Consider the following 26,545-nt stretch of genomic DNA (forward strand, 5'->3'; position numbering starts at 1 on the left):
TCGCGATCACACCCGTGACAGGTCCTCGTGGGCGAGCTGTTCGAGGCCCAGCCACTCCTGGGCCAGCCGTTCGCCCGCGCCGAACAGTGCGGCGACCCGCGGTCGGACCTCCTCGGGCAGCCAGTCCAGGTCGGCCGCGCCCGAGCCGCCCGGGCGGGGGTGGCCGACCTGCAGCAGGAGCCGGTAGAGCCGGGCCGCCGGGCGCAGCGGCGGGAGGCCGCGGGCCGCGGTGTCGACCCTGCTCGGGATCCGCACGCCCGCGGGGTCGAGGTCACCGAAGTACCGCAGGTCGCGGACCGGTTCCGGTTCGGCCGCCAGGGCGGAGAGGGCGCTGCCGAGGTCGTTACCCTGGCCGAACACGAGCCGGCCCACCTCGCCGTCGGGCGGCAGCGTGCGAGACAGCGAGTCGTAGGTCGCGACGTTCTCGACGATCAGCGTGACCGGGCCCGGCCCGATCGCACCGGTCGTGATCGGCCGCGCGACCTGCCGCGCCTGCAGCAGGGCGAGGGACAGCCCGCCGCGGGTGAACAGCCTGCCCGACAGCATCCGGTCGAGCAGCTTCTCGTCCCCGAGCAGGTCGAGGGACCGTTCGCGGGTGGGGACGACGTGGGTCGCCACTCCCCCGGCGAGCATCTCCTGCACGCCCCGGAGCAGCAGCCACTCGTTCTCGCTCAGGCCGCGGCGCTCCGTCGCGAGGAAGTGCGGGACCCAGCTCAGCCGGACGTGCCAGGCCGGGGCCCGCGGCGGCTCGGGCGCGCTCTCACGGTTCGCGACCCGCTGGACCCAGAGCGGGAGGTCGATGCGGCCGCGGTCCCAGGAGCGGCCGCCGGGTGCCGGGAGCTCGACCAGGCCCGCGGCGACGAGCTCGTCGACCGCGGCTCGGAGGCGTTCACGCTGGTCGGGGTCGCCGAGCAGGCTCGAGTCCCGGCCCAGGGCGGCGACGCGCAGGTCCGCCCACGGCACCCGTCGGCCCCGCAGCTGCGCCGCCATGGCGGCAGCGACCGGGGACAGGGCCGGCGTCACAGCAGGGTGAGGACCGGGTCGTCCCGGTGGATGCGGGTGGTGTCGATGGCCCCCACCGGATCCTCCTCGGCCTGGATCCGCTCCGCGACCTGCACGTACTCCCGGCCGCGGCGGGCCGCGTTCCGCATCCTGACGACGTTCGGGAAGCGGCCGACCGCCTTCATGTCCCCCACGCCGGTGAGGAAGATCAGCTGCACGCCGTTGGCGTTGGCGACCTTGCGCTGCAGGTCCAGGAACACCACGTAGTTCGCCTTGCCCAGCGGGTTGTCCAGCGGCAGCGCGCCCAGCCCCGGCAGGTCCCGGCCGCGGCTGGTGGCCCGCAGCTTCGCGACCATGCAGAACAGCAGCAGCGAGATGGTGACCTTCTCCCCGCCCGACCACTTGCGCATCCGCTCGACCGACACCCGCTCCAGGGCCAGCGCCGTGGACGGCTTGAGCACCCGGGCCCGCCAGTTCCCGTCGCCGACGACGGCGTTCGTGGCCTGCCAGAGCAGCTCCTGGCCGCGGGGCACCTCGGCGCCGCGGGCGGTCAGCACGTCCACCAGCCGGGCGCAGCGGTCCCGGACGACCGCGTCCGCCGTCTCCACCGCCGACCGCGGCCCGACGTCGAGGAACCGGTGTCCGGCCCACGGCCCGAGGTTCTCGGGCAGCTCGGACAGCGACTGGGCCCGCGCCAACGACCGCAGCGCCTGCCGGACCATCCCGGTCATCGCGGTGACCACGACGGACTTGTGCTCCTCCAGCTCCTCGAGGCGCATGCGCACGTTCTCCGCGAACAGCTCCAGCTCGGCGGCGAGATCGGCCGCGACGGGCCCGATCTCCCCGGCGACGTCCGGGACCCGGAACCGGTCCCGGATCGCGGGCTTGACCTGGGCGAACCGCTCCACCGACGCCCACACAACGATCTCCCGGGCGCCCTTCTCCAGGGCCGCACGGGCGCGTCGGACGGCGGCGGCGGTGGCGTCGAGCCGCTCGCGGAGGGCGACGACCGCCTCCCGCGCGTCCGCGACCGTGAGCGGCTCCGCCGGCTCCGGCGCCGCGGGCACGTCCGCCGCGGGCGCCACGCCCAGCAGCTCGCCCTGGTGCGCCAGCCCGGTGACCCGCTCCCGAGCCTCGGCCCGCAGCCCGCCGACGAGCTCCAGCTCGCTGCGGGACCGTTCGGCGGCGGCACGGTGGCCCGCCCGCTCGTCCTCCGCCTCGGCCGCGCCGGCCAGCGCCGCCTCGACGGTGTCCGGCACGGGGTCCGGGAGGTCCCCGCCCTCCGGGTGGCGCGCGACCTCCGCCTCCGCGGCCGCCACCGCGCTGCGTCGCTCGCCGACCGCCTCGGTGGCCGCCCGCCCCGCCTCGACGGCCCGGGCGAGCGCGGCCTCGCGGGAGGGTGCGTCCACCGCCTCGGGGGCGCCCAGCAGCTCCTCGGCCGCGGCGCGCACCGCCGAATCCAGGGCCGCGACCTGCGCGGACGGCCCGCCGGGATCGGCGAGCACGCGCCGCGCCTCCGCCAGGGACGCGGCCAGCGCCGAGTCCGACACCTCGCGGCGGTAGGCCTGCTCGGCGGACTCGTGGGCCCGGCGGGCCTCGCCGAGGTCCGGGACCGGGCCGGCCCCGACCTCACCGATCTCCCCGAGCCGGTCGCGCTCCGCGCGCAGGTCCGCGAGGGCGCGGCGGGTCGCGCCGCCGGACTCCTCCGCCTCGCGGGCCTCGCGCTGCGCGGTCTCCTCGGTGCGGGCCGCCTCCTCGCCCGCGGCGCGGGCCGCGGCGATCTCGGCGGGCAGCGCGCGGGCCCGCTGTCGCACCGGTTCCGCGGTGCGCAGCCGCTCGGCGAGCCCGGCCAGCACCGCACCGGCGACGGCGGCCGCCCGGCGGACCTCCTCGGCCGCGGACCGGCGCGCGTCGAGGGCCTCCTCGGCGGCGTCCGCCGCGGCGAGGTCCTGTGCGACCCGCTGGTCGTCGGCGGCGACGCGCGACAACCCGGCGGCCGCCTCGGCGATCGACCGGTCCAGCGCGGCCAGGGTCCCCGGCGGGCAGTCGGCCCGGAGGTCCCGCACGCGGCGGCGCAGGTCCGCGTCCCGTTCCCGCTCGGCGGCGAGCTCGGCGTCCGCACCCGCCCGCCCAGCCCGGGCCCGCTCGCGGGCGGTGATCTCCGGGCCGCTCGCGGCGCGGTCGGTCAGCGCGGGCGCCGGGCGCACGACCGCGTGCGCGGAGGCGGCCTCCCCGTCGACCACGGCCTGCAGGGCCGCAGTGGTGCTCACGATAATCATCGAGGTGGGGCGCAGACCGGCGCCGTGCACCGCCTCGAGCGCCGCGCCGCGGTCCGCCGGGTCGTGCACCAGCAGGCCCGCGACCAGCGCGGGCGCCGCCTCCCGGACGGCCTCGTGGCGGGCGGGGGCGACCGAGTCCGCCAGATAGCGCCAGCCCGTGGTCACGGCGATGCCGGCGACCTCGACGGCCTGCCGCGCCCGGTCGAGGTCCAGGGCCGGGGGCAGCAGCTCGGTGGCGGCCAACGCGTCGAGGGCCCGCTCGTCCTCCGCGCCCTCGACCGCCAGCTCCACGCGCCGCCGCTCGGTGCGCGCGATCGCCGCGGTGAGCAGCTCGTCGAGGTCTCCGGCCTCCGCGACGGGATCGACCGTCCCACCCCCGGCCAGCGCGGCCAGCCGCTCCTCGGCGGCCAGCGCCGCGGCGCGTTCGCGCAGCTCCGCCGCGCGGGCGGTGTCCGCGGTGTGCGTCTCGGTCAGCGTGCGCCGTTCGGCGACCAGCGCCTCGGTGGCGGCCCGCAGCTCCTCGCGCCGCTCCCGCAGCGCCGCCCGCTCCTCGACCAGCCGCCCGAGCTCGACGGCCGCCTCCGCGTCCGCCGTCCGGTGCCGGTCCGCGGCGACGGCCACGTCCTCGTCGGCCTCCAGGTGCCCGGCCCGCACGGCGGCGGCGATGCTCTCGTCGACGTCCGCCAGGGTGCGCTGCGCCGCGGCGAGCTCGCCGGAGAGCCTGCCCTCCTCCGCCGTGGACCGCCGGACCGCCGCCCGGGCCGCGGTCTCGGTCTCGCGGGCCGCCGCCAGCCGCGCGTCCAGCTCGTCCGCCCGGGCGGTGTGCTCGGCGAGGGCGGCGTCCAGGGCGCGGGCGAGGTCCGCCGCCGCCGCCGCGAGCCGCACCCGCAGCGGCTCGGCCTCCGCGGTCGCCGCCGCCAGCTGCTCCTCCAGCGATGTCACCCGGTCCCGGGCCGCCCGCAGCCGCAGGAGCTCCCCGACCCCGCGCCACGCGGCCTCGGCTCGGGCGGTGCGCGTCTGCGCCTCCCGGGCCCGCGCCAGCTCCTCCTGCGCCGCGGCCAGCCGGTAGCGCGCCGCGAGCCCGTACAGCGCGGCCGACCGGGCCTCGGCCAGCGCGGCCCGGTCGCGGTGCTCGGCGGCCTCGCCGCCGATCTCCTCGGCCCGGTCCGCGTGCTCGGCCTCCTCCCGCCGGGCCCGCGAGACGCCGGCCGCGATCGCGCCGGCGAGGGCGGCCGCGCGCTCGGCCAGCGCCCGCTCGGCCTCCTCCGCGCCGGTCAGCGCGTCTCGGCTCTCGGCCAGCGCGCGCACCAGCGGGACGGCCTCGGTGGCGAACGCCTGGTCCGCCAGCAGCTCCGGGCGCTCGGCCAGCCCGGCCCGCACCTTCTCCAGGATCTGCGAGACCTGCCCGGGCACCTCGGGATCGACGATGAGCTCGAGCAGGTACCGCACGAACTGGTCGGCGTTGCGGAACTGGAACTGCCCCTCGATGCCGCCCTCGGTGGCGTTCATCTGCAGCAACGCGTTGAAGATCGCCGGGTCGAGGCCGTGCTCGTCGAGCGCCTGCGCCCAGCGGTCCTGCCGGTCGGTCACCACGACGCCCGCGCCGGGCACGGTGTCCCACGCCCGCAGCGCCGCGACGAAGTCCTTCTGCGTGAGCCGCTCGGCCAGTGGCAGCCGGTCGAGCGCCACCCGGTCGTCCACCTCGCGGAACAGGTACCAGCGGGCGCCGAGCCGGTCGTGCTCGCGGTTGGGGTCCGCGGGCTGGGCCCGGTCGGCCCACTCGTAGACCGCGCCCGTGACCAGGCGTCCGCCCGGCCCCGACCACTCGACGACGACGTGTCCGGTGTCCGCCCCGAGGACGTAGTCCTCGAGGTGCTTGCCGGTGGCCGCGGTGGCGAGGAAGTCCCGGCGGGCGGGCCGGATCAGCGCGCAGATGAGCGAGAGCACGGTGGACTTCCCGCCGCCGTTGCGCAGCCAGAGGATCGAGTCGACCGGCTTGCGTTCGGCGTCGGTGAAGTCCAGCGTGACGTCGAGGAAGCGTGCCGCCGAGGGCCCCATCCGGTCGATCCGGACCCGGCTGATCTTCCACATCACCGGCGCGCTCACGCGGCGGCTCCCGGCCCACCGCTGCGCAGCGCGCGCAGGGCGTCGAGCGCCGCCCCGCCCGCGGAGTCGGCCACGAGCAGCCGGAAGCGGTCGGTGAGCTGGTAGACGTCCGGGCCCAGGGAGGTGGCCTCCCGGGCGGCGCCCTGGTCGACGAGCCAGCCCAGCGCGTCCTCGATCGCCTTGAGCGTGCAGCCGCGCCCGCGCCGCCCGGTCTGCGTGGTGATCAGCTGCGGCATGTCCGCGTACACCTCCGCGGCGGCCCGGGCCCGCTCCTCCGGGGTGCCCTCGCCGCCCTCCTGGGCGCGCAACGTGTCGATCGCCGAGCGCAGGAACTCGTCCACCTTCACGAGGTCGACGAGCTTGGTCTCCGGGTCGTCGAAGTCCACGTCCTGGGGGTAGGCGTAGGCGGCGATCCCGATCAGGACCAGGCCGAAGACCAGCCGCTCCGCCTGGTCCATCGCCCGGAAGTCGGTCAGCCGGGTGGCGAACGGCCCGCCCGGCTCGGGGGCGAGCACCAGCCCGGACCGCGGGGTGCCCAGCACCTCCAGCCCGAGCCCCTCGGCCATCGTGTCCACCACGTCCCGGAAGCGCAGCTCGCTGCGGTAGCGGTCCAGCAGGGCGCGGTAGTCGCCGCCCTCCACCGGACGCGAACGCCGCTGCAGACCGAAGCCGAGCAGCTCGGCGGCCGCTCGCACCTCGGTCAGGTCCGCCGCGACGGAGCTGCTACCCACCGGCCATCACCCGTTCGTCCTCGTCCGTCACCGCACGTTCGGCGGGCAGGGGGCGCAGCACCAGGTCACGGCCGCGGGCCAGCCGGTGATCCAGCACCCCGGCCGCTCCGTCCCGGTCGACCGCCTCCAGCCCCGCGGCCAGCTCCACCGAGTCGTCCGGCTCCTCGGAGTCCGCGGCCGGGTCCGGCGCGAACGCCCACAGCGTCGTCAGGATCACCAGCTCGGCGACCTCGTCGTCCGGGCACCGGTCCAGCAGGGCGGACAACGGGGCGCCCGCCGCGTCCGCGCGCGCCACGGCCAGCACCTCGCCCGCCGCGGCGACGACCTCGGGCGGGTAGCGCTGCAGGTCCGGCTCCTCGACCTCGTCGAGGCCCTCGTCCTCGGCGAGCGGCTCCACCGTCTCCCGCTGCCGCGGCGGCGCCCACAGCTGGTCCAGCAGGTCGTCGAACCGGACGAGCCGGGGCACGGTCACCCCGAGCGCCCGGTCGGCGAACGCCGTGCCGACCTCGAGGGCCTGCTCGCGCGGCAGCCCCAGGGTGGGGAGCAGGACGTCCTCGCCGACGGCGAGCATGCGCAGCCTGCGCCGGCGGGCCAGGCGCTGCCGGACCTGGGCGGCGAGGAACACCTCGCGCGCGCCGACCAGGCGCTTCTCCAGGTCGAGATGGACCTGCCGGACCCGCCGCAGCAGGTCGACGATCCGGCCGGACGTGGCCCGCACGTCCGCGCCGGTCTCGGCGTCGAGGCCGCCCTGGACGTGCTCCAGGAACCGGTCGTCCTCGGCGATCCGCTCCTCGACGTGCCGGCGCGCCGCGCTCAGCCGGTCCGGCACGTCGACGAGCCAGTCGTGCGATCCGACGTCTCGCCGGGTCGCGTCCAGCAGCTCGGCGAGGGTGGCGGCGATGCCGACCGACGTCCGCTCGGCCTGCGCCGCGGTGCGGGCGGCGGCGTCGAACCGCCGGTCGTCCAGCTGGCGCTGCAGCACGTGGGCCAGCGCGCGGTCGGCGTCCTCGATGTCCACGTCCAGGCCGTGCAGGAAGAGCGTGATCGCCTGGTCCGACGCGGTCAGCACCGGCCCGTACTCGGCCTCGCGCAGGGACAGCAGCCGGAAGCTGTAGGGCTCGCGCACCACCTGGTCGCCGGACAGGTCGGCGAACCAGTAGGTGAAGCGGCGGTGCTCGTGCGCCTCGTTCAGCAGGCCCTTGAGCACGACCTGCGCCACGTCCCGGGCCTGGTGGGCGAGCTCGGGGCGCATCCGCAGCGCGAGCCGGGTGAGGTCGTCCGCGACCTCGTCCAGGGTCGCCTCGCGGGCGAACCCCATCGACCCGACGACGAGGTCCACCGCCGCGAGGGCGAGCTGGCGCAGGTCGAACGCCTCGTCGTCGATGCCCGCGTGGGCCGCGTTGCGGACGAGGCGGGAGATCGGGTCGGTGAGGGTGAGCGCACGCCAGCGGGCCCGCGCGGTGGCGTCCGCGGCGGGCGACACCACCGGTGCGCTCGTCATCGGCGACCACCTTAGGAACTTCCGACCACCGCCGACTCGTTGCCCCCGTGAGAGGTCCCGGGAGAGACCGGGAGAGAGAGGAGGAGCCGTGGTCGGATGGCTCGTCGGCACGGTCCTCGTGCTGTTCCAGATCGTGTTGTTCGCCCGGGTGATCGTGGACTGGATCTCGGTGGCGGGCGGCGGTGGCAGCGCGCTCTACCAGGCGCGGCGCATCACCCACGGCATCACCGAGCCGGTGATCGCCCCGGTCCGCCGGGTCGTCCCGACGCTGCGGCTGGGCAACTTCGGCCTGGACCTCGCGTTCATGGTCGTGTTCTTCGGGGTGCTGCTGCTGCGCACCTTCCTGGTTCCGCTGATCCCGTTCTGAGTACCGTGGTGAGGTGAGCAGACGGCGGCGGCCCGCGCCGTTGCCGCAGCGGCACGGGCTCGATCCCGTCCGGCTGCGCACCCCGGACGCCGGCCCGTGGGCCACGCTGCGGGAGCACCTGGTCGAGCGGCTGCCGCGGGTGGCGCCCGAGCGGGTCGCCGAGATGCTCGCCGAGGGCCGGATCGTCGACGAGGACGGACCGCTGGGTGTGGACGCCCCGTTCCGGCCTGCGTCCTTCGTGTGGTTCCATCGCGACCTGCCCGAGGAGGTGCCGGTCCCCTTCGAGATCGGGATCGTGCACCGGGACGAGGACATCCTCGTCGTCGACAAGCCGCACTTCCTCGCCACGATCCCGCGCGGGCGCCACGTCCTGGAGACCGCGCTGGTCCGGCTGCGCCGCGACCTGGACCTGCCGCAGCTCTCCCCCGCGCACCGGCTCGACCGCGTGACGGCCGGGCTGGTCCTGTTCGTCGTGCGGCCCGAGCTGCGCGGGCGCTACCAGACGCTGTTCCGCGACCGGCGGGTCCGCAAGACCTACCGGGCCGTCGCGCCCGTCCGGCCGGAGCTGGAGCTGCCGCGGACGGTCCGCAGCCGGATCGTGAAGGAGCGCGGGGTGATCTGCGCCTACGAGGAGCCCGGCGAGCCGAACGCCGAGACCCTCGTCGAGCTCGTCGAGACGCGCGGGGAGCGCGGGCTCTACCGGTTGCACCCGCACACCGGGCGCACGCACCAGCTGCGGCTGCACCTGGCCGGGCTCGGCATCCCAATCCTGGGGGACGACTTCTACCCCGTGCTCCGCGAGACCCCGCTCGACGACTTCACGAACCCGCTGCAGCTCCTCGCGACGACCCTGGAATTCGACGACCCGCTCACCGGACGGGCCAGGCGGTTCGAGAGTGCGCGATCTCTCGCCGCGTGGCCGGGTCAACGCGCTCCGTGAGGGGTCGAACGGCGCCGTCTCGTCGATTCTGAGGAGGCCCTGCGGCATTCGGCCGAACATCACGGGGCGCAGGCAGCAGCGCCGCGCCGCTCGGCGCGTCCGGCACGTCGCGCGGCGTGACCGCCTCTCAGTGACACAACGGGCGCGGTGTCCGGATTCGTAGGGTCCATCGCAGCGGATCCCGACGTCACGCCCCCCGCCGTCGGGATCCGCACGAACGCTCCCCCGATGTGACCGAGTCCGAGGACACCCCACGATGACGCTCCCCCGTCGCCTTCCGCGGGTCGCCGCACTCACCGCCGCGGCCGCCCTGACCCTCGCCCTGTCCGCCTGCTCGGCGGGTGGTTTCACCGACGCCCGCGACGCCGCCCCCGTCGGCACCGCGGCGGGCGCCGCGGCCGGCACCACGACCGTCCCCACCGGCGGGCTCGGTACCGGCGTCACCGCCGTCGGGACCGTGGTGACCACCGACGGGTTCACCGTCTACCGCTTCGCGAACGACCGCACCACCCCGTCCGCCTCGACCTGCGTGGGCGAGTGCGCGGCGAAGTGGCCGCCGGTCAAGGGGGACGGCCAGCCCGCCCTGCAGGGCATCCCGACCGGGCTGGTCGGCACGGTCGGCAGGCCCGACGGCACCCAGCAGCTCACCCTGAACGGCTGGCCGCTCTACCGCTACGCGGGCGACACCCGGCCCGGCGAGGCGAAGGGCGAGGGCGTCGGCGGCACGTGGGCCGCCATGGGCGCCAACGGGACCCCCGCCGCCGCAGGGCCCGCCGCCAGCCCGGCGACCGCCCCCGACTCCCAGCCGGCGGGCTTCGGCGCGGCCGCCCACCACGGCACGGACACCGGCACCTGAGGTATCCCCGGCTCAGCCCCCGTGAGCGGCGATGGTCGCTCTGGCGACCATCGCCGCTCACGAGGGGGCCGGAGCCGGATCAGCGCAGCCGGACCGGCATGCTCGTGACGCCGTGGATCAGGGTGCTCTCGCGCCAGGTCAGCGACCGCGGATCGGCGGCGAGGGTCATCGCCGGGAACCGGGACAGCAGCGTGCGGAAGGCGATCTCGCCCTCGAGGCGGGCCAACGGCGCACCCAGGCAGTGGTGGATCCCGTAGCCGAAGGCCAGGTGCCCCCGGGCGTCGCGGGTGACGTCGAGCTCGGTGGGGCGCTCGTAGCGCTCGGGGTCCCGGTTCGCCCCGATCAGCGAGACGAGCACGACCTCCCCCGCCGGGATCGTCGTCCCGCCGATCTCGACGTCCTCGGTGCTGAAGCGCAGGGTCGCGAGGTTGACCGGTCCGTCGTAACGCAGGAACTCCTCGACGGCGTTCGGGACGAGCGTGGGGTCCGCCCGCAGCAGGGCCGCCTGGTCCGGGTGCTGCAGCAGCGCCCGCATGCCGTTCGCGATGAGGTTGACCGTGGTCTCGTGCCCGGCGACCAGCAGCAGGAACGCCATCGAGATGACCTCGGTGTGAGACAGCGAGTCCCCGTCCTCCGCGGCCCGGACGATCGCGGAGAGCATGTCGTCCCCGGGGTCTGCGGCCTTGTCCGCCACGAGCTGCGACAGGAACTGCGCCATCGCCCCCGCGGCCGCCGTGCGGGTCTCGGGCTCACCGGCCGAGAGCAGGGTGTTCGACCACCCGCGGAAGTCCTCCCGATGCTCCGGGGGCACGCCCAGCAGCTCGCTGATCACGGTCATCGGGAGCGGGAAGGCGAAGGCGTCGAGCAGGTCCGCCTCGTCGCCGGTCATCGCGTCCGCCAGCTCCTCGGCGAGCGCGGTGAGCCGCGGGCGCATCGCGGCGATGGCCCGCACGGTGAACGCGCGGCTCACCAGCTTGCGCAGCCGGGTGTGGTCGGGCGGGTCGGTGTTGAGCATGTGCCCGACGAGCGAGTCGGCGAACCGGGCCCGGTTCTCGATCCCCTGCTTCTCCAGCACGGTGGCGAACCCGGAGCCGGACTTGGCGAGCCGGGCGTCGTTCAGCGCGGGCCGGGCGTCGGCGTAGCGGGTGACCAGCCAGACCGTCAGCCCCATCGTCGTGACCACCCGGGACACCGGCGCCTCCGTCCGCAGGACCCGGTAGAGGGCGTCGGGGTCGGCGAAGAACGCGTCGTCGAGGGGGCGCGGATCCGTGGTGGTCGTCACGCCGCCCGACGGTAGTACCGCCGCGCAACGGCTTGCTGAGCGTTCGCTGAACGCTACGCTCCACTCATGAACGAACGATCGGTGCGGATCGGGAACTTCAGCGGCTACCTCGGGGACCGGTTCACCGCCGTGGACGAGGTGCTCGCCGGCGATCCGGTCGACGTGCTGATGGGCGACTACCTGGCCGAGGTCACGCTCGCCGCGCTGGCCGCGGATCGGCGCGGCTACGTCGCCTACTTCCGCAAGCAGCTCCGCCCCCACCTCGCGACGCTGGCCGAGCGCGGGATCAAGGTCGTCACGAACGCGGGCGGGTTCGATCCCGCCGGGCTCGCCGCCGCCCTGCGCGCGGACCTCGCCGAGGCCGGCGTGTCGCTCACGGTCGCCCACGTCGAGGGGGACGCCGTGCTCGACCGCCTGCCCGAGTTCCACCGGGACGGGTACGCCCTGGAGAACCTCGACTCCGGCGCCCCGCTCAAGGACTGGGGGTTCGAGCCGATCGCCGCCAACGCCTACCTCGGCGGGTTCGGCATCGCCGAGGCGCTGCGGGCGGGCGCGGACATCGTCGTCACGGGGCGGGTGACCGACGCGTCGCTGACCGCGGGGCCCGCGGCCTGGTGGCACGGCTGGACCCCCGACGACCACGGCCCGCTCGCGGGCGCGATCACGGCCGGACACATCATCGAGTGCGGCGCCCACGCGACCGGCGGGAACTTCTCCGGCTTCCGGACCGTGCCCGGCATGGACCGCTGCGGCTTCCCGATCGCGGAGGTCGCCGCGGACGGCTCGTCGGTGATCACCAAGCACGCGCGCGACGGCGGCACGGTCACCGTCGACACGGTGACCGCCCAGCTCGTCTACGAGATCCAGGGCCCCCGCTACCTCAACCCGGACGCGACGGTGCACCTGGACACCGTCCGGCTCAGTCGGGTCGGGCCGGACCGGGTGGCGATCGGCCCGGTCGTCGGGTCGCCGCCGCCGCCCACGCACAAGGTCGCGGTGTTCGCGCAGCTCGGCTGGCAGATCTCGACCATGCTGTTCTGCACCTCGCCGGACGTCGAGGAGAAGGTCGCGCTGCTGCGCCGCCAGCTCCGCCTGCAGCTCGACGGGCACGTGGACCAGCTCGACGTCACGCCGCTCGGCACGGCCGCGGAGGACCCCCGGTCCCAGTGGGAGGCGACCGTGCCGATCCGGGTCATGGCCACCGCGTCGGCCGCCGAGGCGCTGGCGGCCTTCCCCGCCGCCGTCGGGAGCCTCTACCTGCAGGGCTACCCCGGCTTCCACCACGACGGCGGCGCGCAGCCGGTCCGGGCGCCCTGGCCGCGGATCGGCTACTGGCCCGCCCTGTTGCCGGTCGAGCTCGTCCCGCACACCGCCGTGCTGGCGGACGGGCGGCGCATCGAGGCGCCGGTGTCCCGCACGTTCGCGAGCCCGGAGCAGCTCGCGCAGGGCCGCTCCCCCGAACCGCCGCCGGTCCGGGGCGACGGGGAGCGCGGTCGGCGCGGTCGGCTCGGCACGGTGGCCCACGCCCGCGCGGGCGACAAGGGCGGCAACTCCAACGTCGGGGTCTGGGTGCCCGACCCCGCGCACTGGGACTGGTTGCGCAGCACGCTGAGCACCGAGAACCTGCGGGCGCTGCTGCCGGAGGCCGAGGACTGCGACATCGTGCGGCACGAGTTCCCGCACCTGCGCGCGGTGCACGTGGTGCTGCGCGGGCTGCTGGGGACGGGCGGCTCGTCGAACCTGCGGGTGGACCAGATCGGCAAGTCCGTGGGCGAGTACCTCCGCGCGAAGCACGTGATGCTGCCGTGACCGGCCCCGATCTCACCCCCGATCTGCCCGCCGAGCTCGACCGGCTGCTGGGTGGGCTGGGGCTGGCCGCGGCCGACGCGGGCGGCACGGTCGCCTTCACCGGGGCCGACCCGGTCGTCCCGAGCGCGCTGCGGCTGGCCGGGGCCGCGGCGCTCGCCCTCGCGGCGAAGTCGGTCGCGGTCGCGGCGCTGCACCGGGACCGCACCGGCGTGGGCCAGGACGTCGCCGTGGACCTGCGGACCGCCCCGCACCGGCTGTGCCCCTTCTACGACCGCAGGTGGGAGCTCCTGCACGGGCTGCCGATCGCCTCGCCGGTCAACGCCTCGCCCGCCTTCGGCTTCCGCTTCTACCGCACCGCCGACGACCGCTGGGTCATGCCGCTCAACGGCTATCCCGCGCTCAAGGTCGCCGCCCAACGCCTGCTCGACTGCGCGGACACCCCGGAGGCGGTGGCGCGGGCGGTCGGCCGGTGGTCGGGCGCCGACCTGGAGGCGGCCGGGGCCGCGGCGGGGGTGGTGATGCCGCTGGTCCGCACGCCCGAGGAGTTCCGCGCGACCGAGCAGGCCGCCGTCCTCGAGGCCACCCCGCTCGTCACGCTCGAGCGGATCGGTGACAGCGCACCCGAGCCGCTGCCCGCCGCGCAGGCCCCGCTGGGCGGGGTGCGGGCGCTCGGGATGGGGCACGTGATCGCGGGCGCCGGGACCGGGCGGAGCCTGGCGCTGGACGGCGCGGACGTGCTGAACCTGTGGCGGCCCACCGAGTTCGAGCACGACACCACCTACCTGTCGGCGAACGTCGGCGTGCGGTCGGCCACGGTCCGGCCCACCGACCCGGTGGTGCGGGAGCTCCTGGCGGGCGCGGACGTCTTCTACGCGAACCGCAGGCCCGGCTACCTGGCGTCGATCGGGCTGTCCGCCGAGGAGGCCGCCGCGGTGCGCCCCGGGATCGTGCACGCCACGAACTCGCTCCACGGTGAGCACGGCCCGTGGCGGGACCGGATCGGGTTCGACCAGACCGCGGGCGCGGTCACCGGGATGGCGCACCTCGAGGGCGGGGGCGCCGAGCCGAGGCTCTCCCCCATCCTCGTGGTCAACGACTACATCGTCTCCTGGCTGACCGCCGCGGGGATCGTCGCGGCGCTGCGCCGCCGGGCCGTGGAGGGCGGCAGCTGGCGGGTGCACGTGTCGCTGACCAGGGTCGCGATGTGGATCCTGGACCTCGGCGTGCTCGACCTCGCGCAGGCCGCCCGGGTCGCGGGATCGGACGACGAGCACGCCTACCTCGACCCGGAGACCTTCACCGCCGACACCCCGCTGGGCCACTATCAGGGCGTGACCGACCAGGTGCGGATGTCGGTGACGCCGGGCTCCTACGACCCGGTCCTGGTGCCGCGCGGCAGCGGCGCACCCGTCTGGCGCACCGAATCCCCAGCTCAGACCCCGTGAGTGGCGATAGTCGCTATCACGACTCCGCTCACCCGCCCCGCCGCCTCCGGCGACTGCCGACCCCCGGCCGCCACTCACGGGGTCAGGAGCGGCGGTCGTCCTCCCAGAGGCCCTCGCCCGTCCAGGGGTCGCGGTCCTCCTCGTAGCGCTCCAGGACGGGGCCGGGGACCGGGCCCTGCGCGGGCTCGGCGGTGCCGTCCTGGAACGAGCGCTCCTCGGCCTCGTCCGGGTCCGCGGCGCGGTGCCTGCCCGCCTCGAGGCCGCGCTGGTAGGTCGACAGCCTGCGGCGCACCTTCTCCGGCTCGCGCTCGGCCGCGGCGGCCGTCTCGGCGCGCCTGCCGCGCAGCGGCGGGGTGACCATCTGCTTGCCGGGGCGCCGCTGGGGCAGCCCGCTCCCGGTCACCGGCGGGGCCGACTCGGCCTCGGCGGCGGCCGCGCGTTCGGCGGCGGCCCGCCACTCGTCGTCCCGGGTGCCGGACCAGCTCGACGGCGAGCCGTTGCGCGGGGCCGACGCGGACCCGCCGGTCAGCCAGCTGTCCGCCAGCCCGAACGAGCCGCCGTTGCGGTGCCCGTTGGACGCGCCGTTGTGGGAGCCGTTCGTGCCGTTCGTGCCGTTCGTGCCGTTGAGCGGGGCCGGGTCGTCGTCGGTGCGGAACCACGCCGACGCGACGGCGGCGAAGATCGGCGTGCCCGCCAGGTCGTCCCCGGCGCGGGCCAGCGAGGCGTCGAAGGCGCCGAACAGCTCGTCCACCGTGGCCGGGGCGGGCGCCGCGCCCTCGCGGACGGGCTCCCACGTGATCTCGGGTGGGGTGCTGCGGGGCGACGGGACCGGCTCGGCCGGGACCTGCGGCGGGTGCACGCCGGGGGCGGGCTCGACGAGGGCCCGCGGGAACCGCACCAGCGCCACCGTGCCGAAGCCGGGCGTGGTGGGACCGCCGAGCGGGGCCTGCAGCTCCACCCGCGCCCCGAGCCGCCGGGAGAGCCGCGCGGCGAGGTGCAGGCCGAGCCGCTCCGGCGGGATCGCGCCGGACACGCCGCCCGCGATCTCGTTCTCCAGCGCCGCGGCCCGCTGCCACGGCAGCTCGACGCCCTCGGCCTGCAGCTCGATCGTGACGCCGCCGTCCCCCGCCCACCGGCCGACCAGCTCGATCCGCGCGCTGCGCGGCGTGCTGCGCTCGGCGTGGGCCAGCAGCTCGGCGAGGACCTGTCCGGCGCCGACCGCCACCCCGGCGGGCAGGGCCGCGGACGGTGCGGGGGGCACCGAGACCCGGCGCGGGTCCTCCGCGCCCGCGGCGACGTCCGCGAGGATCCGGCCGAACCCGGTCGGCACGGGCCCGCGGCGCTCCGGGACGCCGCCGACCAGGGTCAGCACGCTCTCGCCGTCTCGCAGCAGCCGGCGCGCGCCCGCGGCGATCTCCGCGCCCGCGCCGCCCTCCGCACCGCCGGCGAGCCGCTCGGCGACGGCGAGCTGCCGCTCGGCGTGACCACAGATCCTGCGGGCCAGACCGGCGAGCAGGGCGTCCGCCCCGCCGGCCACCGAGTCGACCGAGTCGACCGCACCGGTCGCGCCGCCACCCGGCTCGTCGAGCCAGGAGGTGGACGAGAGGTCTCGCTCCACACTGTCCTCCGCGTTCGCCGGCCCCGAACCCGCCGGAACGCCGCACGGACCCCGCTCGGTCACTCGCACCCGGAGCGGGCGACGAGCGCGGGGGCCGCCGGGGGAGCTGCGCGCCCCGGCATCTCTTGGTGCTCGGGACACTACCGGGGAGATCCGCGCCGAGCGGCTCGTCGGACGGGCGTGCGATGACCGGTCGCCTACGGGTGGACCGGCGGTGAACGGCAAGTCGACACGCCGGGGAGCTCGGGATGATCTCGGGATGATTCCGCAGGGCGCACGATCCGACACGGAACGGCGCAGGGGGCTGGACGACAGGCGCTCCGACCGCGACGCTGCGGCGGTGCGCCCGGTCACAGAACTTAGGTGACAGTCGGGCGGGCGTCCAGAGGCTCGGCTACTCGAACCGGCTCGGGTCGCCCGCGCCCCGGCGCACGATCTCCGGCTCCGGGCCGGACAGGTCGACGACGGTCGTGGGCTCGGTGCCGCACTCCCCCGAGTCGACGACGGCGTCCAGGGCGGCATCCAGGGTCTCCTTGATCTCCCAGCCCTGGGTGGGCGGCTCCGCGGCGTCGGGGAGCAGCAGGGTGGAGGACAGCAGCGGCTCGCCCAGCTCGTCCAGCAGCGCCTGGACCACGCGGTGGTCCGGGATGCGCACGCCGACGGTCTTCTTCTTCGGGTGCAGCAGCCTGCGCGGCACCTCCTTGGTGGCCGGGAGGATGAACGTGTACTGCCCCGGGGTCGCGGCCTTGACCGCGCGGAACACCGCGTTGGAGACCTGCACGAACTGCCCCAGCTGCGCGAAGTCCCGGCAGACCAGGGTGAAGTGGTGCTTGTCGTCCAGCTTGCGGATCTGCCGGATGCGGGCCAGCCCCTCGGCGTTGCCGAGGGCGCAGCCCAGCGCGTAGCAGGAGTCGGTGGGGTAGGCGATCAGCCCGCCCTCCCGGACGAGGGCGATCACCTGTCCGATCGCGCGGCGCTGCGGGTTCTCGGGGTGGACGTCGACGTACCGAGCCATCGTCGGAGGGTAGCGGTAGCGTGATCGCCATGACGCCCGCCGAGCTGCTGATCGACTGTTTCGGCCGGATCGGGGAGGGGGTGCCCGCCGTGGTGGACGGCCTCACCGAGGACCGGCTGGCCCTGCGGGTGGACGGGGAGGCGAACTCCATCGCCTGGCTCGTCTGGCACCTCACCCGGGTGCAGGACGACCACGTGGCGGACGCGTTCGGCACCGAGCAGGTCTGGCTGGCCGACGGCTGGCACGAGCGCTTCGGGCTCCCCCTCGACCCCACCGACACCGGCTACGGCCACAGCCCCGACCAGGTCGCGGCCGTGCGGGCGGACGAGACCCGGCTGGCCGGCTACCACGCCGCCGTGTTCGCGCGGACCAGGGAGCTGCTCGCCGACGTCACGCCCGAACAGCTGGACGAGGTGATCGACGACCGCTGGGACCCCCCGGTCACCCGCGGCGTCCGCCTGGTCTCGGTGTTCGACGACGACGCGAAGCATCTCGGCCAGGCCGAGTTCGTCCGCGGCCTCCTCCCGGGCTGACGCCGTGGACCTGCAGCTGACGGGCAGACGCGCCGTCGTGACCGGGGGCAGCCGCGGCATCGGCCTCGCCGTAGCCGACACGCTGGCCGCCGAGGGGTGCGACGTCGCCCTTGTCTCCCGCACCCCGTCGGACGAGGCGGTGCGCCGGGTCGCCCGGCACGGCACCCGGGTGCTGCCGATCGCCGCCGACACCACGGACGAGGCGGCCGTACAGGCCATGGTCGCGCAGGTCGTGGCCGAGCTGGGCGGGGTGGACGTGCTGGTCAACGCGGCCGCCCAACCCGCGGGCGCGGGCCCGCAGCCCGCAGCCGCGGAGACCACGGACGCGCTCCTGCGCGAGCAGTTCGAGACCAAGGTGCTCGGCTACCTGCGCTGCGCCCGGGCGGTCGCCCCGCACATGACGGCGCAGGGCTTCGGCCGGATCGTCAACGTCAGCGGGCTGAACGCCCGCGCCTCGACGTCGCTGGTCGGGTCGGTGCGGAACGTGTCGGTCGCCGCGCTGACCGCCGCGCTGGCCGAGGACCTGGGCCCGCGCGGGGTCACGGTCACCGTGGTCCACCCGGGCCTCACGGTCACCGAACGCACGCCCGGCATGATCGCGGCCAAGGCCGCGGCGGACGGCACCTCGCAGGAGGAGGCCGAGCGCGCCCTGGGCCGGTCCACCCGGCTGGGCAGGCTGGTCACCGCCGAGGAGGTGGCGGACGTGATCGCGTTCCTGTGCTCGCCGCGCAGCGTGGCGATCAACGGGGACGCCGTGGCCGTGGGCGGCGGCCAGCCGGGTGTCACCTACTACTGACGAGTAGCAAACGTCTCGTAGATCACCCGTCCGCGCCGACACGTTCTGCGCGCGCGGCGCGATGACCAGGCATGGACGCGATGAAGGACCTCCCGATGCCTGCGGGCCCGGTCGACTCCGCGGCCGTGCTCGCCGACGACGCCCTGCTCGACGCGGTGCGCACCGGCGCCCGCGGGATCGACGACCCGGACCCCCTGGTCCGGCTGCTCGCCGCCTGGCGCTGCGCCCGCAGGCGGCCCCGCACCCGGGGCCGCCGGTTCGGGCTGGGCTGTCGCTAGAACCGACCTAGGCGCGCTTGAGCCGGTCGAGGCGGCGGGTGGTGGGCCAGCGGACGTCCCACGCCCAGCCGAACCGCTCGAAGAACCAGATCACCCGGGCCGAGATGTCGATCTGCCCCGGCAGCACGCCGTGCCGGGCGCACGTCGGGTCGGCGTGGTGCAGGTTGTGCCAGCTCTCGCCCATGGACAGGATCGCCAGCGGCCAGAAGTTGCGGCTGCGGTCCCGCGAGCGGAACGGCCGGGCGCCGACCATGTGGCAGATGGAGTTGATCGACCAGGTCACGTGGTGGCACACGGCCATCCGGACCAGGCCGCCCCAGAAGAAGCCGGTGAGCACACCCGCCCACGACCAGGTCAGGAGCCCGCCGAGGGCCGCGGGCAGCACCAGGCTGGCGGTCACCCACAGCCCGAACAGACCGGACACCCGGCGCAGCGCCCGGTCGGCCAGCAGGTCCGGGATGAACCGCTCCCAGTTCGTCTTGTCCCGGTCGAACACCCAGCCGACGTGCGCCCAGAAGAAGCCGCGGGCCACCGCCAGGGGCGTGGTGCCGTAGCGCCACGGCGAGTGCGGGTCGCCCTCCTTGTCGGAGTAGGCGTGGTGGCGGCGGTGGTCGGCCACCCAGGCCATCATCGAGCCCTGGATGGCCATGGAGCCGGTGATCGCCAGCGTGACCCGCAGCCAGCGGCGGGCCTTGAACGAGCCGTGGGTGAAGTGCCGGTGGTAGCCGACCGTCACCCCCAGGATCCCGACGGTGTAGAACACCGCGGCGATGGCCAGGTCCCACCAGCCGAGACCCCAGCCCCAGACCACGGGCACGGTGGCCAGCAGCGCGAGCATCGGGATCACCACGAAGGCCCACACCAGGCCCTGCTGCCAACCGCTGCGGCGTTGGCCGGTCACCGGCCGCGCGCGGTCCGGTGTGGACGCGGAGCCGGACTCCGGGGGGACGACGTCGGGGGCCTCGACGCTCACACGGTCACCTCAAAGGGATCGATCGCTGGGACTACGTGGCCAGACTAGGGGCACTCCGCGGGCGCCCTGAAGGCCGACGCGTCACTCCTCACGTCCCGGCAGGCCGTTCGTCACCCCGGCGTCCACCGGGGGACGCGCACCGTCTCGCGCGGGCTCCGACTCGGCCGCGCGCATGACCGCTCGCGTACGGGCCGCGCCCTCGGCGTCCGAGGCCACCGGGATGCCGACGAACTCGGCCACCCCGAGCGCCGCCAGCTCGGCCAGCCGCTCGCCGACCTCCTGCTCGTCGCCGATGATCGCGGCGTCCGCGGGGCCCGCGTACCCCTCACGGTCGAGCATCGCGCGGTAGGAGGGCAGCCTGCCGTAGATCGCGAACCGGCGGGCGGCGAGGGCGCGGGCCGCGTCGACGTCGTCGGTCACCGAGACGGGCAGCGCGCTCACCACCCGCGCGGTCCGGCCGACCTCCTCGGCCGCGGCGGTGATCGTCGGGAGCACGTGCTCGGCCAGGGTCTTCGGGCCGGTCAGCCAGGTCACCGTGCCCGCCGTGCGCCGCCCCGCCAGCCGCAGCATCTGCGGGCCCAGGGCGGCCAGGTACACCTCGGGCGCCGGGGCGCCCGGGATCCGCAGCCGCCCGCGGGTGGTCAGCAGCTCGCCGGTCGCGTCCGCCTGCTCGCCCGCGAGCAGCGGGAGCAGACCATCGAGGTACTCGGTCATCCGCCGCAGCGGGCGGTCCCAGGACATCCCCCACTGGCCCTCGGTGACGGCGCGGTGGCTGAGCCCCAGCCCCAGGGTGAGCCTGCCCTCCCCGACCAGGTTCGTGGTCAGCGCGCGCTGGGCCAGCGCCATCGGGTGCTGCGGCTGGATCGGCACCACACCGGAGCCGACCTCGATGTCCGGCACCTCGCGCAGCGCGATCGCCAGCACCGTCAGCAGGTCGGGCTCCTGGGGCAGCTGGGCCGCCCACATCCGGCCGAAGCCCTCCGCCCGCAGGGTCTCGAGCTCCGCGACGAACGCGTCCACGACGCTCCGCCCGCCGCCGTCACCCACGAAGCCGAAGACACTGATCCGCATGGCACAAGCAGACCACGTCCTCAGCGGACGGAGTCGACGAACCCCTCGATGTCCGGGTGCACGGTGAAGTGTCGCTCCAGCTCCAGCAGCGTGGCGACCTGCCGCACCGCCGGGTGGGTGAGGCCCGCGAGGTGGACCCGGCCGCCCCCGCGGGTGTAGGCGCCGAGCAGCGCACTCACCCCGACCGACCCCAGGTGGGTCACCTCGCTCAGGTCGACGACCACCGCGCGGGCGCCGACCGTGGCCGCGTGCAGCGCGTGGTGCAGGCGCGCCGCGCACTCGCCGTCCAGCCGGCCCGCGAGCCGCAGGGCGACCGTGCCGTGGTCCAGTGACACGGTGGCCGCGCAGAATCCCGCGCAGAATCCCGCGCGCTCCCGTGTCGCCGTGTTCGGTGCCGATCCCGCTGCCGAACCCGGTACCGAGCTCACTGCCGTGGACAGTGCCGCCTCCCCTACCCGACCGCCGGATCCTCACCCTTCGCCGGGCGGACGGGCCGGTCAACCGGCAGACCGGTGACGGCGGGCGTCTGGTTCTTCACGTTTGGCTCACGCAGACGCGGGTAGGTGCGTGCCGGGCGGCGGCCGACGACCTACCCTGAGACGGTGCCGAAGGTGCTCGGGGGGTCGCTGGCCGCCCACCGCGACGAGGTGCGCGCGCGTGTGTTCGCGGCGCTGCGCGAACAGCTCTACGAGCGCGGCTTCGACACCGTCACGCTCTCGGGGGTGGCGGCCGCCGCGGGGGTGGGGCGCTCCTCGATCTACAACCACTTCCCCGACCGACAGGCGCTGCTCGTCGCGTTCGTGGAGCACGAGGCCGCCCGCTACGTCGCCGACCTGGAGGCCGCGCTCGAGGCCGCACCCACCCCGGCCGAGCGGCTGGCGGTGTTCGTCCGGCTGCAGCTGCAGCGGCTCGCGGAGTTCCACCTGCCACCCGGGCAGGCGCTGACCCAGGCCCTCGATCCCGCGGCCTACCGCCGGATCGCCGCGCACGCCGACCCCATCTCGGCGCGGCTGACCGCCATCGTCACCGAGCTGGGGGTGGCCGAGCCCGCGGTCGTCGTCGCCATGATCGCGGCGGCGTTGGGCGCCCGGCAGCTGGTCGACGTGCCCGCCGACGAGCTCCCGGAGACCATCGAGGCGGCCGTGCGGATCGTGCTGGCCATGGCGGGCGCCGCAACTTAGGCTGGCCTCAGTCGCGGGCGTGGGCTACCCTTTTGCTGACACGGCGTCAGCAAAAGGGGGATCCCGGTGCCACTGTCGACCGCACTGCGGGAGGCGACCATGGTCGTCCACGAGCGCGCGCACCACTCCACCTACATGGCCGCCCTGCTCGCGGGCGAGCTGCCGATCGCGGGCTACACCCTGCTCGCCGAGCAGTACCTCGGGATCTACGGCGCCCTGGAGGCCCGGGGCGACGAGCTGGCGGACGACCCCGTCGCGGGCCCGTTCGTGATCGACGAGCTGCGCAGGCTCCCCGCCCTGCTGCGAGACGTCGAGGCGCTCGGCGGCTCGACGGCCGCGCCGCGGCTGCTCCCCGAGACCGAGGCCTACGCCGCCCGGCTGCGCGCGGCGGACCCCGCCCGGTTCGTGGCCCACCACTACACCCGGTACCTGGGCGACCTCGCGGGCGGCCAGGTCGTCGGGAAGCTGCTGGAGAAGACCTACGGGATCACCGGCGCGGGCGCCCTGTTCTACGACTTCTCGGCGCTGGGCAGCCCGTCGAGGTTCCGGGTGCGCTACCGCGCCCTGCTCGACGGGGCGCCGTGGGACGAGATCGAGCAGCGCCGGGTGTGCGACGAGGCGGTCCGCGCCTTCGAGCTGAACATCACCGTCCTGGACGCCATGGCCGCGGCCGCACCGAAGGCCGCCTGACCCACGGCCCGCCTGACCCACGGCACTGCTCCATACATAATGCGCGGTGTGCGGGTGGTGCTCCTCGCGCACGGGGCCACGGCCGCCGTGCGTCGGTCCTCGTTCGCTGCCGACGAGCCCCTGGAGAGCAGCGAGCTCACCACGCATGCCCTCCCGCGCTACGAGGAGGTGCGGTCGGCGCCGTCGCTGCGCTGCAGGCAGACCGCGGACGCGCTGAACCTGCCCGCGGCCGTCGACCCCGCGCTGGCGGGGCTGGACCACGGGCGGTGGGCCGGCCGCACGCTCGACGACGTCGCCGCCGCCGACCCGGACGGCCTCACCCGCTGGCTCACCGACCCCGAGTCGACCCCGCACGGGGGCGAGTCGATGCAGGACTTCGTGTCCCGGATCGGCGCCTGGCTCCGCGCGGTGCCCCAGCGCCCCCGCGGCCTGCTGGTCGTGGTGGACCCGGCCGTGGTGCGGGCCGCGATCGCCCACGCCCTGGGCGCGCCGCCCGCGAGCGTGTGGCGTGTGGACGTGGACCCGCTGAGCGTCACGACCCTGGTCGGCGACCCGGGCCGCTGGACCCTGCGCGAGCTGCGCACGGGCCCGGGCCGGGCGAACGGCGCGCCGCCCTAGCCCGCCGGCCCGACCAGCGACCGGGCTAGCGGCCGCCCGCCCGGACCGCGCGGTCCTGGCCCTGCTCCCACTCCCGCAGGCGGGACTCGTAGTCCGCCTTCGCGATCGACAGCGGGACCTCGCCGAAGAAGGCGCGCAGCGGCGGGTTCTCGGCGTCGACCAGCTCCAGCACCGCCGCGGCGGAGGCCTCGGGGTCCCCGGACTTCGCGGTGCGGGAGCGGCGCTGCTCGGCCGCCTTCACCCGGAACGCGTCGTAGGCGGGGTTCGGCGTGGCGTGCCGGGCGGACGCGCCACCCCAGTCGGTGTCGAACCCACCCGGCTCGATCAGGGTCACGTGGATGCCGAAGTCCGCGACCTCCTGGGCGAGGGACTGGCTGAAGCCCTCCAGCGCCCACTTCGACGCGTTGTAGATCCCGATGTTCGGGAACGCGCTGATCCCCCCGATCGAGCTGACCTGCAGGAAGTGTCCCGAACCCTGCGCGCGCAGGAGGGGCAGCGCGGCCTGGGTCACCCACAGCGCGCCGAACACGTTCGTCTCGATCTGGTCGCGGGCGTCGGCCTCGGAGAGCTCCTCGATCATGCCGAACTGCCCGTAGCCCGCGTTGTTCACGACGACGTCGAGCCTGCCGAAGTGCTCGTGCGCCCGCGCCACGGCGGCGAACACGGCCGCCCGGTCGGTCACGTCGAGCGTCAGGGGCAGCACGGCGTCCCCGTAGGTCGCGACGAGATCGTCGAGGGTCGAGGCGTCCCGCGCCGTGGCGGCGACCCGGTCGCCGCGCCGCAGGGCCGCGACCGCCCACTCCCGACCGAAACCGCGGGACGAACCGGTGATGAACCACGTCTTCATGTCCCGTGGCAACCGACCGGAGGGGCCTCCGTATTTCCCGGGGTGGCCGCGGTCACGACCCCCGGCGGACGGTGCGGGCCAGGATGCCGAGGGTGGCCTTGAGCGCGGACTCCGGGACGATCGGGAAGCGGTGCTTCCAGTCCTCCCGGACCGCCGACCAGTCGTAGTAGGAGGTCACCCGGGTGCCGCCCGCCACGGGCTCGAGGGTGTACCCGTAGACGTGCCCGAGCGGCGGCCTCGCGAGCCCCACGATGGACCAGGCGATCGCCCGGTCCGGCTCGTAGGTCTCGATGTGCACCTCGACGTCGTAGCGCCCGAGCTCCGGCATGTCCCCGAGGGCCTCGCGGTCCATGTGCACCGTGAAGGAGTCCCCGACCGCGGACGCGGGCTCCCCGGTGTGGCTCTGCAGCATGCCGGACGCGTCGATGTCGACGTGCCCCTTCGGGTCCCTCAGGACGGCGAAGATCGCCGCGGGCTCGGCGGCGATGACCCGGGTCACCTCGATGCGGTCGCTCATGATCGGTCAGCCTGCCGTAGGTTCGGCGTTCGTGCCCACCCTGCTGCACCTCGACTCCTCGGCCGATCTGGTGCACTCCCGGACCCGGGCGCTCACCGCCCACTTCGCCGAGGCGTGGCGGGCCGCGGGCCCGAACCATCTCGTCACCCGCCGGGACCTGCACCGCGACGCGCTGCCCCACCTGCCGGACGCCGCGCTGCACTGGCCGCCGCGGCTGCGCCCGGCGGACGCGCACCCGCCCGCCGCGGCGGAGACCCTGCAGCGGGAGCTGATCGAGGAGCTGGTCGACGCGGACGTCCTGCTGGTCGGGGCGCCGCTCTACAACTACTCGGTGCCCTCGACGCTCAAGGCGTGGCTGGACTACATCCACGTCCCCGGCGTGACCACCCCGTTCGACGACACCACCCAGCCGATGGCGGGCAGGCAGGCGGTGATCGTGACCAGCCAGGGTGCGCTCTACGACCCGGGGACCCCGCGCGAGGGCTGGGACCACGCCGTCCCGCTGCTGGAGATCCTGCTCGGCGAGGCGCTCGGCATGGCCCTGACCGTGGTCACGGTGCCGCTGGCCCTGGTGGACGTGGCGCCGCCGCTGGCGCAGTTCCGGGAGCGCGCCGAGGCGGAGTACGCGGCCGCCTTCGACACCCTCGCCGCGGTCGCGGCCGAGCTCGGCGCGCGCTGAGGGCGACGCCGCACCGGCCGCCGATCGAGCGCGGCCCCGGCGTCCTCACCGCCGCGGTGGTCGACCCCGTCGGCACCGTCCTCGACGTCATGAGGAACGTGCACGTGGAGGCTATGTTGACCGCATGACGGAGCTCCCGCGGGTGGTCGTGGTCGGTGCCGGCTTCGCGGGGCACACGGCCGCGCGCAGGCTGCTCAGGACCCTGCGCGGCAAGGCGCGGATCACCGTGATCGACCAGCTCGACCACTTCCTCTACCTGCCGCTGCTGCCCGAGGTCGCCGTCGGCACCCTGGACCCGCGGCGGGTGGCGGTGCCGCTGGCGCGGTCGCTGAAGGGCGCGGAGATCGTGCTCGGCGAGGTCCAGACGGTGGACGTCGAGGCCCGCACGGTGACCTGGCGCGATCCGGACGGCGGCACCGGCTCGGTCCCCTACGACCGGCTCGTGCTGGCGGTCGGCAGCGTGAACAAGCTGCTGCCGGTGCCGGGCGTGGCCGAGTACGCGCACGGCTTCCGCGGGCTGCCCGAGGCCCTCTACCTGCGCGATCACCTGATCCGCCAGATCGAGCTGGCCGCCACGGCGGCGGACCCGGCCGAACGGGCGGCGCGCTGCACCTTCGTCACGGTCGGGGCGGGCTACACCGGGACCGAGCTGGCCGCGCAGGCCGCCACGTTCACCGCGGACATCGCCGCCCGCTACCCGACGCTGCGGGACACCCCGACCCGCTGGCTGCTGCTCGACCTCGCCGACCGGGTGCTGCCCGAGCTGGACCCGCGGCTGTCCCGGACCGCCGACCGGGTGCTGCGCGAACGCGGCGTCGAGGTGCGCACGGGGCAGTCGGTCCAGGAGGCCCGCGCCCGCGAGGTGCTGCTCACCACCGGCGAGACCGTGCCGACGCACACCCTGGCCTGGTGCGTCGGGGTGCGGCCGGACCCGCTCGTCGAGGCCGTCGGGCTCGCGACCGACCGCGGGCGGCTCGTCGTCCGGACCGATCTGCGGGTGGCCGCGCATCCCGAGGTGTTCGCGTGCGGGGACGCCGCGGCGGTGCCGGACGTGACGCGCCCGGGCTCGGCCACCGCGATGACGGCCCAGCACGCCACCCGGCAGGGCACGCTCGCCGCCCGGAACGTCGCCGCGTCGCTGGGCGTCGGCTCGCCGGGGACCTACCGACACCACGACCTGGGTTTCGTCGTGGAGCTCGGCGGCACGGACGCCGCCGCCAACCCTCTCGGCATCCCGCTGTCCGGGTTCCCCGCGACCGTCGTCACCCGCGGCTACCACCTGCTGTCGATGCCCGGCAACCGCGTGCGCGTGGCGGCGGACTGGCTGCTCGACGCGCTCCTCCCCCGCCAGGACGTCCAGCTCGGCGTGGTCCGCGGCGTGCACGTCCCCCTGGAGCACGACCCGCGATGA

Annotated in this window: 25 protein-coding genes; 13 read left to right on the forward strand and 12 right to left on the reverse strand. The window is 75.7% G+C overall.

All coding sequences use genetic code 11. From position 1 onward, the window contains the following. Positions 1-6 precede the first annotated feature (6 nt). From L3X23_RS13460 to L3X23_RS13475, 4 genes are read right to left on the reverse strand one after another with little or no spacing between them, the layout of a single operon-like run. Positions 7-990, reverse strand: a complete 984-nt coding sequence (locus L3X23_RS13460) for a hypothetical protein (RefSeq protein WP_237192545.1) — start codon at positions 988-990, stop codon at positions 7-9. Between the two features lie 29 nt (positions 991-1,019). Further along, positions 1,020-5,387: a hypothetical protein gene (locus L3X23_RS13465; RefSeq protein ID WP_237192546.1), complete on the reverse strand. Its 4,368-nt coding sequence runs from the start codon at positions 5,385-5,387 to the stop codon at positions 1,020-1,022. After that, the gene (locus tag L3X23_RS13470; RefSeq protein ID WP_093088703.1) at positions 5,384-6,118 is read right to left on the reverse strand and encodes a hypothetical protein; all 735 of its coding nucleotides are present in this window, start codon (positions 6,116-6,118) and stop codon (positions 5,384-5,386) included. The genes L3X23_RS13465 and L3X23_RS13470 overlap by 4 nt, the downstream gene beginning before the upstream one ends. Further along, a complete protein-coding gene (locus L3X23_RS13475) occupies positions 6,111-7,619 on the reverse strand; it encodes a hypothetical protein (RefSeq protein WP_237192547.1) in 1,509 nt (502 codons plus the stop codon). The genes L3X23_RS13470 and L3X23_RS13475 overlap by 8 nt, the downstream gene beginning before the upstream one ends. An 88-nt stretch (positions 7,620-7,707) precedes the next feature. Between L3X23_RS13475 and L3X23_RS13480 the strand changes: the two genes are divergently transcribed. The 3 genes from L3X23_RS13480 to L3X23_RS13490 all read left to right on the forward strand — a co-directional run bounded on the left by L3X23_RS13480 (position 7,708) and on the right by L3X23_RS13490 (position 9,782). After that, complete coding sequence (locus L3X23_RS13480) at positions 7,708-7,986, forward strand: YggT family protein (protein ID WP_237192548.1); 279 nt, start codon at positions 7,708-7,710, stop codon at positions 7,984-7,986. A 13-nt stretch (positions 7,987-7,999) separates the two neighbouring features. After that, on the forward strand, positions 8,000-8,926 hold the full coding sequence (locus L3X23_RS13485) for an RluA family pseudouridine synthase (RefSeq protein WP_237192549.1): 927 nt from the start codon (positions 8,000-8,002) through the stop codon (positions 8,924-8,926). Positions 8,927-9,182: 256 nt separating this feature from the next. Further along, entirely contained in the window at positions 9,183-9,782 is a 600-nt protein-coding gene (locus tag L3X23_RS13490) for a hypothetical protein (protein WP_237192550.1), read from the forward strand. 79 nt (positions 9,783-9,861) lie between these two features. Here L3X23_RS13490 and L3X23_RS36140 read toward each other — a convergent pair whose 3' ends face one another. Continuing rightward, positions 9,862-11,064, reverse strand: a complete 1,203-nt coding sequence (locus L3X23_RS36140) for a cytochrome P450 (protein ID WP_237192551.1) — start codon at positions 11,062-11,064, stop codon at positions 9,862-9,864. Positions 11,065-11,130: 66 nt separating this feature from the next. Between L3X23_RS36140 and L3X23_RS13500 the strand changes: the two genes are divergently transcribed. After that, positions 11,131-12,873, forward strand: a complete 1,743-nt coding sequence (locus L3X23_RS13500; protein ID WP_237192552.1) for an acyclic terpene utilization AtuA family protein — start codon at positions 11,131-11,133, stop codon at positions 12,871-12,873. After that, the gene (locus L3X23_RS13505; protein WP_237192553.1) at positions 12,870-14,318 is read left to right on the forward strand and encodes a CoA transferase; all 1,449 of its coding nucleotides are present in this window, start codon (positions 12,870-12,872) and stop codon (positions 14,316-14,318) included. Before L3X23_RS13500 ends, L3X23_RS13505 begins: the two co-directional genes overlap by 4 nt. Before the next feature lie 82 nt (positions 14,319-14,400). Here the strand turns inward: L3X23_RS13505 and L3X23_RS13510 are convergent, their stop codons facing one another. Together L3X23_RS13510 and L3X23_RS13515 are read right to left on the reverse strand one after the other, a co-directional pair. Further along, the gene (locus L3X23_RS13510; RefSeq protein WP_237192554.1) at positions 14,401-15,936 is read right to left on the reverse strand and encodes an ATP-binding protein; all 1,536 of its coding nucleotides are present in this window, start codon (positions 15,934-15,936) and stop codon (positions 14,401-14,403) included. Positions 15,937-16,330: 394 nt separating this feature from the next. Beyond that, entirely contained in the window at positions 16,331-16,951 is a 621-nt protein-coding gene (locus tag L3X23_RS13515; RefSeq protein WP_093088695.1) for an L-threonylcarbamoyladenylate synthase, read from the reverse strand. Between the two features lie 29 nt (positions 16,952-16,980). On the opposite strand from L3X23_RS13515, the gene L3X23_RS13520 reads away from it, so the two are divergent. The 3 genes from L3X23_RS13520 to L3X23_RS13530 all read left to right on the forward strand — a co-directional run bounded on the left by L3X23_RS13520 (position 16,981) and on the right by L3X23_RS13530 (position 18,558). Further along, positions 16,981-17,484: a DUF664 domain-containing protein gene (locus L3X23_RS13520; protein ID WP_237192555.1), complete on the forward strand. Its 504-nt coding sequence runs from the start codon at positions 16,981-16,983 to the stop codon at positions 17,482-17,484. 4 nt (positions 17,485-17,488) lie between these two features. After that, positions 17,489-18,280, forward strand: a complete 792-nt coding sequence (locus L3X23_RS13525; protein WP_237192556.1) for an SDR family NAD(P)-dependent oxidoreductase — start codon at positions 17,489-17,491, stop codon at positions 18,278-18,280. Between the two features lie 71 nt (positions 18,281-18,351). After that, complete coding sequence (locus L3X23_RS13530) at positions 18,352-18,558, forward strand: hypothetical protein (protein ID WP_093088693.1); 207 nt, start codon at positions 18,352-18,354, stop codon at positions 18,556-18,558. 7 nt (positions 18,559-18,565) lie between these two features. On the opposite strand, the gene L3X23_RS13535 is transcribed toward L3X23_RS13530, so the two are convergent. From L3X23_RS13535 to L3X23_RS13545, 3 genes are all read right to left on the reverse strand, one after another. Beyond that, positions 18,566-19,459 carry an acyl-CoA desaturase gene (locus L3X23_RS13535; RefSeq protein ID WP_237198015.1) on the reverse strand — a complete coding sequence of 298 codons (894 nt, stop codon included), beginning with the start codon at positions 19,457-19,459 and terminating at the stop codon, positions 18,566-18,568. Between the two features lie 153 nt (positions 19,460-19,612). After that, entirely contained in the window at positions 19,613-20,602 is a 990-nt protein-coding gene (locus tag L3X23_RS13540; RefSeq protein ID WP_237192557.1) for a TIGR03564 family F420-dependent LLM class oxidoreductase, read from the reverse strand. Positions 20,603-20,622: 20 nt separating this feature from the next. Beyond that, entirely contained in the window at positions 20,623-20,937 is a 315-nt protein-coding gene (locus L3X23_RS13545; protein ID WP_237192558.1) for an STAS domain-containing protein, read from the reverse strand. A gap of 267 nt (positions 20,938-21,204) precedes the next feature. Between L3X23_RS13545 and L3X23_RS13550 the strand changes: the two genes are divergently transcribed. The 3 genes from L3X23_RS13550 (at position 21,205) to L3X23_RS13560 (ending at position 23,091) form a co-directional block, all read left to right on the forward strand. Next, positions 21,205-21,783 carry a TetR/AcrR family transcriptional regulator gene (locus tag L3X23_RS13550; RefSeq protein ID WP_237192559.1) on the forward strand — a complete coding sequence of 193 codons (579 nt, stop codon included), beginning with the start codon at positions 21,205-21,207 and terminating at the stop codon, positions 21,781-21,783. 66 nt (positions 21,784-21,849) lie between these two features. Further along, positions 21,850-22,473 (forward strand): biliverdin-producing heme oxygenase, encoded by a 624-nt coding sequence (locus L3X23_RS13555; RefSeq protein ID WP_308116896.1) that lies wholly within the window; start codon positions 21,850-21,852, stop codon positions 22,471-22,473. A gap of 48 nt (positions 22,474-22,521) precedes the next feature. Continuing rightward, complete coding sequence (locus L3X23_RS13560) at positions 22,522-23,091, forward strand: histidine phosphatase family protein (RefSeq protein WP_237192560.1); 570 nt, start codon at positions 22,522-22,524, stop codon at positions 23,089-23,091. 25 nt (positions 23,092-23,116) lie between these two features. Here L3X23_RS13560 and L3X23_RS13565 read toward each other — a convergent pair whose 3' ends face one another. Together L3X23_RS13565 and L3X23_RS13570 are read right to left on the reverse strand one after the other, a co-directional pair. Beyond that, positions 23,117-23,938: an SDR family oxidoreductase gene (locus tag L3X23_RS13565; protein WP_237192561.1), complete on the reverse strand. Its 822-nt coding sequence runs from the start codon at positions 23,936-23,938 to the stop codon at positions 23,117-23,119. A gap of 52 nt (positions 23,939-23,990) precedes the next feature. Further along, positions 23,991-24,455 carry an SRPBCC family protein gene (locus tag L3X23_RS13570; RefSeq protein WP_237192562.1) on the reverse strand — a complete coding sequence of 155 codons (465 nt, stop codon included), beginning with the start codon at positions 24,453-24,455 and terminating at the stop codon, positions 23,991-23,993. Between the two features lie 31 nt (positions 24,456-24,486). Between L3X23_RS13570 and L3X23_RS13575 the strand changes: the two genes are divergently transcribed. Next, on the forward strand, positions 24,487-25,134 hold the full coding sequence (locus L3X23_RS13575; RefSeq protein ID WP_176921212.1) for an FMN-dependent NADH-azoreductase: 648 nt from the start codon (positions 24,487-24,489) through the stop codon (positions 25,132-25,134). A gap of 124 nt (positions 25,135-25,258) precedes the next feature. Continuing rightward, positions 25,259-26,545 carry an NAD(P)/FAD-dependent oxidoreductase gene (locus tag L3X23_RS13585; RefSeq protein WP_237192563.1) on the forward strand — a complete coding sequence of 429 codons (1,287 nt, stop codon included), beginning with the start codon at positions 25,259-25,261 and terminating at the stop codon, positions 26,543-26,545.

The sequence above is a fragment of the Pseudonocardia sp. WMMC193 genome (assembly GCF_021728735.1).
Classification (GTDB): domain Bacteria; phylum Actinomycetota; class Actinomycetes; order Mycobacteriales; family Pseudonocardiaceae; genus Pseudonocardia; species Pseudonocardia oroxyli.

What these genes read in the sequence shown, in the direction of transcription:
- L3X23_RS13565 (WP_237192561.1), bottom strand. Translation starts at nt 23,938, where the DNA reads ATGAAGACGTGGTTCATCACCGGTTCGTCCCGCGGTTTCGGTCGGGAG.
- L3X23_RS13540 (WP_237192557.1), bottom strand. Translation starts at nt 20,602, where the DNA reads ATGCGGATCAGTGTCTTCGGCTTCGTGGGTGACGGCGGCGGGCGGAGC.
- L3X23_RS13500 (WP_237192552.1), top strand. Translation starts at nt 11,131, where the DNA reads ATGAACGAACGATCGGTGCGGATCGGGAACTTCAGCGGCTACCTCGGG.
- L3X23_RS13585 (WP_237192563.1), top strand. Translation starts at nt 25,259, where the DNA reads ATGACGGAGCTCCCGCGGGTGGTCGTGGTCGGTGCCGGCTTCGCGGGG.
- L3X23_RS13515 (WP_093088695.1), bottom strand. Translation starts at nt 16,951, where the DNA reads ATGGCTCGGTACGTCGACGTCCACCCCGAGAACCCGCAGCGCCGCGCG.
- L3X23_RS13570 (WP_237192562.1), bottom strand. Translation starts at nt 24,455, where the DNA reads ATGAGCGACCGCATCGAGGTGACCCGGGTCATCGCCGCCGAGCCCGCG.
- L3X23_RS13520 (WP_237192555.1), top strand. Translation starts at nt 16,981, where the DNA reads ATGACGCCCGCCGAGCTGCTGATCGACTGTTTCGGCCGGATCGGGGAG.
- L3X23_RS13460 (WP_237192545.1), bottom strand. Translation starts at nt 990, where the DNA reads ATGGCGGCGCAGCTGCGGGGCCGACGGGTGCCGTGGGCGGACCTGCGC.
- L3X23_RS13530 (WP_093088693.1), top strand. Translation starts at nt 18,352, where the DNA reads ATGGACGCGATGAAGGACCTCCCGATGCCTGCGGGCCCGGTCGACTCC.
- L3X23_RS13490 (WP_237192550.1), top strand. Translation starts at nt 9,183, where the DNA reads ATGACGCTCCCCCGTCGCCTTCCGCGGGTCGCCGCACTCACCGCCGCG.
- L3X23_RS13475 (WP_237192547.1), bottom strand. Translation starts at nt 7,619, where the DNA reads ATGACGAGCGCACCGGTGGTGTCGCCCGCCGCGGACGCCACCGCGCGG.